This window comes from Serratia sp. N21D137, assembly GCF_047530005.1.
Lineage (GTDB): Bacteria > Pseudomonadota > Gammaproteobacteria > Enterobacterales > Enterobacteriaceae > Chania > Chania fonticola_B.
The window spans coordinates 1-8,380 of record NZ_JBLJAJ010000059.1; the positions used below are offsets into that span (position 1 = coordinate 1).

At 36.4% G+C, this 8,380-nt stretch carries 7 protein-coding genes and 2 pseudogenes; 1 reads left to right on the top strand and 8 read right to left on the bottom strand.

The annotated features are described in order from the left end of the window. Positions 1-160: 160 nt before the first annotated feature. Together ACMV5H_RS24440 and ACMV5H_RS24445 are read right to left on the bottom strand one after the other, a co-directional pair. On the bottom strand, positions 161-688 hold the full coding sequence (locus ACMV5H_RS24440; RefSeq protein WP_414822671.1) for a helix-turn-helix transcriptional regulator: 528 nt from the start codon (positions 686-688) through the stop codon (positions 161-163). A gap of 604 nt (positions 689-1,292) precedes the next feature. Next, positions 1,293-1,466, bottom strand: a pseudogene (locus tag ACMV5H_RS24445) (IS3 family transposase); the annotation flags it as partial. A 57-nt stretch (positions 1,467-1,523) separates the two neighbouring features. On the opposite strand from ACMV5H_RS24445, the pseudogene ACMV5H_RS24450 reads away from it, so the two are divergent. Beyond that, positions 1,524-1,649 (top strand): annotated as a pseudogene (locus ACMV5H_RS24450) (transposase domain-containing protein); the annotation flags it as partial. A gap of 204 nt (positions 1,650-1,853) precedes the next feature. On the opposite strand, the gene ACMV5H_RS24455 reads toward ACMV5H_RS24450, so the two are convergent. The 6 genes from ACMV5H_RS24455 to ACMV5H_RS24480 form a co-directional block, all read right to left on the bottom strand. Continuing rightward, on the bottom strand, positions 1,854-2,117 hold the full coding sequence (locus tag ACMV5H_RS24455) for a hypothetical protein (RefSeq protein WP_414822672.1): 264 nt from the start codon (positions 2,115-2,117) through the stop codon (positions 1,854-1,856). Positions 2,118-2,289: 172 nt separating this feature from the next. After that, positions 2,290-2,853 carry a winged helix-turn-helix domain-containing protein gene (locus ACMV5H_RS24460; protein WP_414822673.1) on the bottom strand — a complete coding sequence of 188 codons (564 nt, stop codon included), beginning with the start codon at positions 2,851-2,853 and terminating at the stop codon, positions 2,290-2,292. A 223-nt stretch (positions 2,854-3,076) separates the two neighbouring features. Then, positions 3,077-3,574, bottom strand: a complete 498-nt coding sequence (locus ACMV5H_RS24465; protein WP_414822674.1) for a hypothetical protein — start codon at positions 3,572-3,574, stop codon at positions 3,077-3,079. A 423-nt stretch (positions 3,575-3,997) separates the two neighbouring features. Then, entirely contained in the window at positions 3,998-4,360 is a 363-nt protein-coding gene (gene afaD, locus ACMV5H_RS24470) for an AfaD family invasin (RefSeq protein WP_414822675.1), read from the bottom strand. A gap of 132 nt (positions 4,361-4,492) precedes the next feature. Further along, positions 4,493-6,991: a fimbria/pilus outer membrane usher protein gene (locus ACMV5H_RS24475; protein ID WP_414822676.1), complete on the bottom strand. Its 2,499-nt coding sequence runs from the start codon at positions 6,989-6,991 to the stop codon at positions 4,493-4,495. A gap of 34 nt (positions 6,992-7,025) precedes the next feature. Then, entirely contained in the window at positions 7,026-7,799 is a 774-nt protein-coding gene (locus ACMV5H_RS24480) for a fimbria/pilus periplasmic chaperone (RefSeq protein WP_414822677.1), read from the bottom strand. Between the last annotated feature and the right edge of the window lie 581 nt (positions 7,800-8,380).

An 8,380-nucleotide genomic window follows, 5' to 3' on the forward strand; every position in this document is an offset into this window, starting at 1 on the left:
TATTTAATGGTGGCAATAACTTGCTTAATATCTCTTGCTTACGTTCTTCGCTGTAACTCGGCACATTCAAGCCTTAACCCCCAACTGATTAAATTTTAGAGGGTGACAACTATCCTGCCAGAGGGGGTTAATAACAACCTTACCAAGCAGGTTCACTTTTTTACTGAAACTGATGGTTGCCGTTATTAAAGCTCATTAGTAGTGAGTTTTTTGTTCTTACTTTTAGCTTGTTTAAAGTTTTTGATCTGTAGCCACTAACTGTTTTTTTTGTTATTTGCATAATCTCACTTATTTTCCAATCAGAAAGCCCCCTCAAGTATAAAGATATAAACTCTTGCTCTCTTGATGAGAAAGTAATTTTACTATAGCATGCAGGAGTCACAACATCAGAATCCAAAAAACCCTCCACATAGCTTATACTGTCATTTTTGTAAAAGATAGCATCTGCGAAGTTTGTGACAATTGGGTTTTTTAACATTTGATTTAAAGAGTCAAAAAATAAAACTACCGGAACACGTTTTTCACTTAAAGAATAAACTGAAATTTTTTTAAAAAGCTCTTCGTAGCTTTCCAAAAAAACAACCTTGCTAGACTTGTAACGTGTGTGTTTTTTACTAGCAATAGACAAAACACCTTGCCGATAAAAATTATCCTTCGATAAAACAATAAAAACTGCGCAGTCTACCATTTTTTAATTACCCCCCCCCTTACATTTTTGTAGAGATTTTGAGCATTTGTATTTTTATCAAAGTGAACTTAAAATTGTTCATTTTAATAGAATACAACCTAAAATAGAGAAACAACAAATAAATTAAAATAAAAATAATTTATTTATTCAAGAATAACACTGAAGAGTTAATACAGTAAACATGATCTTGACCCACCATCTCCATACACCTCTTGAAATCCCGGTCATCTGATGATGTAGGCAGCATTCCTCCAGTGTCATTATCATGTTACTTAGCGATTCTCACGGAAACTCATTGTTGTATGCCGAAAACCATCTTCTGTCATTTCTCGCTCTTCATTCAGGATTCTAAACAGATAAAAATCGAGTATTCCTGTTCGATATATCCCAGTAAGTGCCAATGAAATTGCCACTCCAAGTTAATTTATATAGCCTGTTTTTCCCACACAGTATTAAGCATGACGACATCCTTCAGTTGCCAGTTTCGGGCACACCCTGACCACCGCTTAGGGTTCTCGCTCCTGGCCTTTTGAGACTCGAGCAACTCTCTATCTTGACCCGCATGCCGTTGCTCAGGCATCACATAACCTATGCCACTTTGACGATAACAATGCTCATGCAGCAACGTTCGTTGCATCAGCGCTGCTGCCAACCCTCCACTCTCAATTTCGTGGACTTCTGCCCCGGAGATTTTACGGCTAAAAACGTCCTCCACCAGGTACAGATAGTACCAACAGCCTCGCACCACCGAAGGCAACCACGTGATGCACCAGATCCACCCCGGGCATAGCTCGGGGGCGGCGAACGTCGGCAACAGCTGTATCCTGAGTCCACTGAAACTGCCAAACTTAATGGTCACGACCCTTATGCCTGGTTGCATGATGTACTAAAACGCTTGCCGAGCTGGCCCAACAGTCGGCTCAGCGAGCTGTCACCTTACGCCGAAACCCGCTTCAGTTAATACACGTCAGCTTATTGCATTATGTTAGTCACACAACACGAGCTCACCTTTCACTTACCTTGCAGAAGAGAAAAGCTACTCTTTACCTGGGCTGGTGTAAGTAGTAGGTTATAACTATAAGTTTGATATATAGTAAATTTAATGATTTTGGTAAAGCATTAAAAAACGCCCATCACTAACTAACCATTGCATTGAAATAATCCTTTATTCAACCCTTCCTTTTTCGTACTTTTCAATGCTTGCAATCTCTGCAATTGAAGATAAAAACAAAATCAAAATTCTAATATTTTCGCAATGAGCTTGAACATCAACACCAATGTCTTTAGGTGTTGATTTTTTCAAATCAAAAGCTAGTTTCTCTAAGTTTGATATGTGCTGATAAACCCCTCCTGAGTAGTAAGTCAATCCGTTTATTAATCTATTTAAAGTATGTAAATTAAAATCAATTAAACTTAAAGCCTCTCTCATATTTAAATATCTCTTTTGATTAAAAATGGCTTACCTTGATTATTCTATTTAGCTTACAAGCTAAAAGAAAGTCATTAAAATTTAAATTCATATTTTTAACATCTGAAACTATGGAGATATAATATTTCAAAAAAACCTCAAGAGAGAGGCAAATAATATCTTTAAAAAACATCTAAGATAATTTTAAAAAGAATGAGAGCATCATTGAAAATGCCAAGGTTAAAATAAAGACACCTAAAGTCTTTAATTTAAACCGCATGTTATCTAAGCTGATTTTTTTATAAAAGAAGTCCCCTTTATTTTCTATTTTATTTGCATTTTGTTTGTTAAATTTAAAGTCACTAGCAATTGAATTGACACCATCTAAAGAAACAGCTGGGTTTTTATTAAAATATTTATATTTAATTACAACTTCATTGTTGCTGTTTTTTACAGATTTCAACATGCTCGCATCTGGAATGCAGAACCCTACTCGTTGAACAGTAATAATAATATTATCATACTCTGCCATTAAAAAAATACTTCTAATTTTCTTAATAGCCATATTCAATGAATTGGATACAGTTACTCTAGATGGCCAACCTGCAGAAATTAATTCTGTTTTTGATACTTCACACCCTCTTTTCTCAATTAATTTATTTAACACTCTTCTTTCTGGGGGATTCAAAAAACCTATATTTTTTTCCTTGTAAGTTATAATTCCAGTAGTGAAGTTTATATGTATTTTTTGTTTCATTTTACTTACCCAGATAGCGTTAATGAAGTTTAGGAAACCTAATTGAAGTTTTCAGTATTTGAATTGAGGCATTTCCTGCTTTCAATAAAAATCATATCCGACCGAAAATTATTAATGACACGTCGTTATGATTTGCAATTAGAGTATTATTAAGCTGTCCTATTGAATGAGCAGGGAACATTCCCTGCTCATTTAGATCATGAAAACAACTAAGGATTAATTATTAATTAGTCCACTGTGCAGCAGTCATAGTGAGAGAGTATTCACCAGCATCAACATCTTGATTATTGCCATCGGAATAGATGACGTATTTAACTGTATTTGCTGGGGCCTTAGTTTTCATGAAATCACCATTAATCTCCCAGTCTGTATTATGGGTACCGTCTACGAGTAAACGAACTCTCATCGTACCGTTATTGGCGTTTTCTAGATCTGCATAATGAGGAGCACCTGAAACAGGAGTGGCGAATTTTAATCCATAAACGGAAAGCCCTACAGAGCCCCTCACAGTCCCTTCTGCAAGCGGTGTATTTCCTGCTAAAAAGCCAGCCGATACAGCTTTTTGAGCCGTGAGCTCATGCACAACGGCTCCAGGAGCTTTAAAGATGATTGTATCAGTTGCAGAACTTGAAGTTGCGAGGTTCAAAGCAGCATTCACAGTTGTACTTCCAACAAAGGTCAGTGTTGCTAACGTAGTTAGAATAAATTTATTTGTCTTCATTTTTTCTCTCTTAATAAAAAATTTTTTATGAATCAGTGAGTATTTCAACTCTATCATATTAATAGATAGTTTTTTTTACTTTTGAGCTCATGAATGACAGCCCAAAGAGTTGTTATCACTACAGTATCAGCGGTCGTTGATATAGTAGTATTCTTCAAGAAAGCATTAGCAGTTGTACATTTCATGAATGTTAACGGTGTACATATAAATGAAATTTTCTGTTTATATTATTACCCCTAGTTTAAAATAAAATTTTTGATTTGAGAGTGTTTTTAATTTTGCATATAAACTCCTTACTTTGTGTTGTTAACCTTTAGCTAGCAATGAAACACACTTAACACAACTTAAGTGCTTGATAAGTATGAAGTAAGTATTCTCACGTCAAGCCTTATGATTAATTTATTATATAGCTTTCGTTTTTTCTTAAAAAAGAAGCTTACCTTTCAATTCTAAAGTGTAACTGTCAGATATTATATACTGATCGCCGTCTGTAATTATATAGAAATTTGAGTTATTTTCTTTTGTTTTTGTAATAATACCGCCTTGGTCTTTGTTGAACGGGACCCAAGATTCATTTTCTATCCTGACACGTAAGTTATTAGTATTTTCCCCTTTTCCTTTTATGATATAGCTGTTGGGTCTTGTATCGATACGAGAAGCATCACTCCACACTTGAAAACCAATGTGTTCTTCATTAGAAGCAATATTTCCTTTACCAATTTTGGTGTTCCCTGGGATGAATCCAGCTATTTTACCACTGTCCATTTGTAGGTTAAGTTCTGTCATAGAAGCTTGTGATGATGATAACGATACAATCCCAATTATCAATACCATAATACAAGTAAAAAAAATTTTCAAGACATTCCCTCAATGTTAGCACGATTAATATTTATGTGTTAGTATTTTTAACAAACCTATCTAATTACAAGTTTTTTTAATAAGATAAGTTCCTGCTCGATTTGTTTTTTCAGGTAGTTTGTATTTCAATTTACATTGATTTTTCTTCCACATTACTGATATCTCGCCTTCTTCTTGCAATCCTGTCAGGTATACCTCTCCATTATCACCAACTACACTAGTACTGTTATCCTTTCCTTCAACAATAGCAAGAGCACCAAAAGGTACAGGGCTTCCATTGCTTTGAGTAAGGGTTATAATTGCCCGCCCCCCAAGTTGGGTGGCAAATTTAGCAGTTACTAAGGCTCCTTGCGTAGGCACTACTTTAGTGTCAGTTTGTGTTATTTCTGTATTTATTGGCGTGTTACTAGGGTCAAGACTAATGGTGTTTTCTTGGTAAGGAAGTAAGAAAGACTGAACAGTATAACCTCGAAAGTCTGTTTTCACTCCAGGATAGCCACCAACGGGAATCCCTTGTACGCCTGGTGCTTCAATAAGTGCCATTGTATCTCCTAACGGCTGAGTCAATGTAACACCATTATTGTGAATAACCATGCCGCCAGCTATGTCTGCCCCTATGTGTCGACTTGATGGACTATAACTGTAATTACCCCCAAATATACCATAACTACGGTTGAAAGATATTGTTGCAGCACTACTATTACTATCAGTTGTTTTACTTCCTGATTGATAGCTCTGGTTTATACCCCATGACATTTCCCTATCAAAGCTTGTACCATTCAGACCCACTCTCTGTGTGCTAGATTTATTTGATGACGAGTTAAATTGATAGTTTGCTCTTGCATTCCCTCCAAACCAATCGTTTAAAGGCATGCTAATCCAAAGACTGCTAATATTGTCTGTATGTATCTCACCTGAAGACTGAACATGTTTGTTTTTAGACCAGTTGAATGATAGTGATGCACTATGGAACGTCGTATTATAGCTTATTCCTAAAGAGTTATCTTTTCTCGAGTCATTCCAATGACTTTCCTTTGAGCCGTTAATGCTCAAAGATCCCCACTCGCCTAGCGATTGGTTCACTGTTACTGTGTAACGTGTTTTATTTTTTATGTTATCATAATAATAAGCTTGTCCAATATTATCATCACGATAACTGTCTAGAACATTTGAAAGAGTATTATATCCTTTTGATGTGTATTGGGTGCTAACTAAGTGAAAGTTTGTATTTGTTGCTTCAAGTGATTTTCCATACCGGACTCGCAAGGTGTGTCCACTTTCAGAAGAATCGTTATAGCGTACACTATTTGCTAAAGCAGAATCTAATGATAAAGCTCCCCAACGCCCTAACGACCAACCTAATCCTAGTGAAGCTGCTTTATAATTCTCAGCTCCTTGTAAGCCACCATAAACAGTAAGATCCCATGGTAAACCATACATCACTGTAACTTGCCCAACAGCTGAAGTATGAACTGAGGAATCGCTTGGACGATAATTACCTGCCATCAGGTTATAAGCTAGATATCCTTCACGTAATGCAATCACCGGTGTGCTGTAAGGTACAGTGAACGCTTGCGTATTCCCGTCGTTTTCTAAAACTGTTACTTGCAAATCACTACCAGAACCTGAGGAAACAGATAAATCATCAATAGCAAATGGGCCAGGGGCAACAGTCGTACTATAAACAGTATATCCATTTTGCTTTACTTCAATTAGTGCTTGTGTCCTAGCAATACCCCGTATGACAGGAGCAAAAGTACGCTGATTAGCAGGTACCATAGCATCATCAGATCCCAGCATTACACCACGGAATGGAACACTGTCAAAAATCTCTGAGGCACTAGAGCGCTCTCCTAGTGTTAGTCGGCTTTTCAAGTTATACATGCCACGTTCTGCATAGGTGTAAGATGTTTGCCATTTTCCTTTTTGTCCTTCCGACTGCCGCCAATTGGTTGAATTACGCAGACGCCATGCCCCTATATTTGCACCAGGTTGTAACTGGACGAATTGCGAACTCATATTAGCTGCAGAGCTTCCATGGTTTTCTGTCTGGGAAGCGTTAGCTTGATAGTTCAGTAAAAATGTAGATATACCATCATCCCAACGCTCTTGAGCAGCAATGCCTTGAACCTTCTTTCGCAATGCGATCTGTGGAATACTTAAATGCAGCTCTTGCTTGTTAAATGAAAATTCAAAATTCGCGTTCGGTATAGCTGACAGATGTGCGCAACTATCTCTTCCCTCTTCAGCTGACAATCCTGGAAAGCTTTCGACTTTGACATCATAGCTTGATAGTAAATCTATACTCACACAAGGTTCTAATTTTAATAAACCTAGTGTGTCTTTCTTCTCAAAGAAAACAATGTCACGAGAATCTATTTTTCCTCCATTAAGCAATATGTCTACAGTGTATGTACCTGGTAGTTGTCCTCCTTGGTTGAAGCGAGAAATATCGACACTCTCACCAATATAGTCTGTTGAGAATGTGTAAACTTTTGCTTCTATCATAGAGGTATAACATAAAACCCCAACGATAATGATTGATTCGTTTCTTTTCATCTATTTTATGTCTCATACGAAAAACGCAATAACCTTATCGTAGATTTGATTGATATTTTTTACTTTTCCCTCCAAAATCATTAATCACTTGCCATTGAACTATGCTAGGAGAATCCTTAGGCAAAGAAAAGCGTTTAGTCATAAATGGGCTGACATGTTCAGCATCTTTAATTTCTACACCATCTACTTTTAGCGAGCTGAAATTAATATAAAATGGAGTTGGATTATTTACAGTTAAATTATTTCCTTCTTTCTTCCACAACAATGAGGAGGCAATGTCTGAAGTATCTCTTTTCAAACCTGAAGGTCTCACCATAAGCTTGATGCAATTACTAATACTTACTTTTACATTCACTAATGCTGACTGTTTATTTATTTCTTTTTTATTCATATTTTCCGCCCATGCATCATCTTCTTTTGGTGGTATTCCTGTCACACATAGCCAATAAAGGGTTTCCCTGTCTTCAACATTCTTTTCACCTGTATGCACAATTCTAAGACGATTTTTCTGCTGACCTTCAAGTCTAAACAATGGCGGACTTATAGCAAATGGGGCTAATTTTTCCTTATCCTCTAAAAATACCTTTGATCGAATTAAAACAGGATAATCTTGCTTGTTTTCTACGCTAAGCGTTGCGCCATTGGAATCAAGATTATAAATAACACGTGTTGCTCCGAGCAATAGCTCAAAAGTCTGAGTGCTTGTTTCAATTTTTTTTTCTTCTGCCCATCCAACATTTGTGAATAAGCTAGTCATTATAATAAGAATACTTGAAGACACACAGTATCTTTTTGCGTATTTTTTCACTGGTTCTTAACCTCTAGTAGTAGGCACTAATGTTTTTAGTAGTTGATAAATTCTAGTCTGGCATTTTTAAAAAATAATGCTAACAAAACACCAAAAGTAAAGCTTGTGATGTTTCATGGCTCTACGTTTCTGTTGCTAGCAATCCTACAGCTTTATCAATAAAAATAAAAATAAAAATAAATAAATAAAAATAATCAACAAGAACAACGGGTTATGCATTATTTTTATATTTTTAACGAGACGAAAAAGAGATGACGCACCTATGCATTGTTACAGTTCTAAAAAAATTAAGACTAAATATCTGCATGATAAATTTACTAATACAAGTGGGCGTATTTTTTATGACTTTGTCGCATTAACAGAGAGTAGCAGCCAAAAATTCGGGGCGATTTTTTTTACGCAACCAGAGGATACAAAATGTTCTGCTTGGGACACTTCGTACCCTTGCAGATGCTGGCCCCATTCCCACTCGAAACGCAACAAAACCCAGGGGGCTTATGCCGCCTGTAAGTGTGTTAAAAATACCTCATTGGGGGAGCGATAGCCCAGAGATTTTCTCCCTCGTGTGTTGAGTATGTGTT

Excerpts from the sequence above, each read along its gene's own strand:
- ACMV5H_RS24455 (WP_414822672.1), bottom strand. The coding sequence starts at position 2,117 with ATGAGAGAGGCTTTAAGTTTAATTGATTTTAATTTACATACTTTAAAT.
- ACMV5H_RS24475 (WP_414822676.1), bottom strand. The coding sequence starts at position 6,991 with ATGAAAAGAAACGAATCAATCATTATCGTTGGGGTTTTATGTTATACC.
- afaD (WP_414822675.1), bottom strand. The coding sequence starts at position 4,360 with ATGACAGAACTTAACCTACAAATGGACAGTGGTAAAATAGCTGGATTC.
- ACMV5H_RS24440 (WP_414822671.1), bottom strand. The coding sequence starts at position 688 with ATGGTAGACTGCGCAGTTTTTATTGTTTTATCGAAGGATAATTTTTAT.
- ACMV5H_RS24465 (WP_414822674.1), bottom strand. The coding sequence starts at position 3,574 with ATGAAGACAAATAAATTTATTCTAACTACGTTAGCAACACTGACCTTT.
- ACMV5H_RS24460 (WP_414822673.1), bottom strand. The coding sequence starts at position 2,853 with ATGAAACAAAAAATACATATAAACTTCACTACTGGAATTATAACTTAC.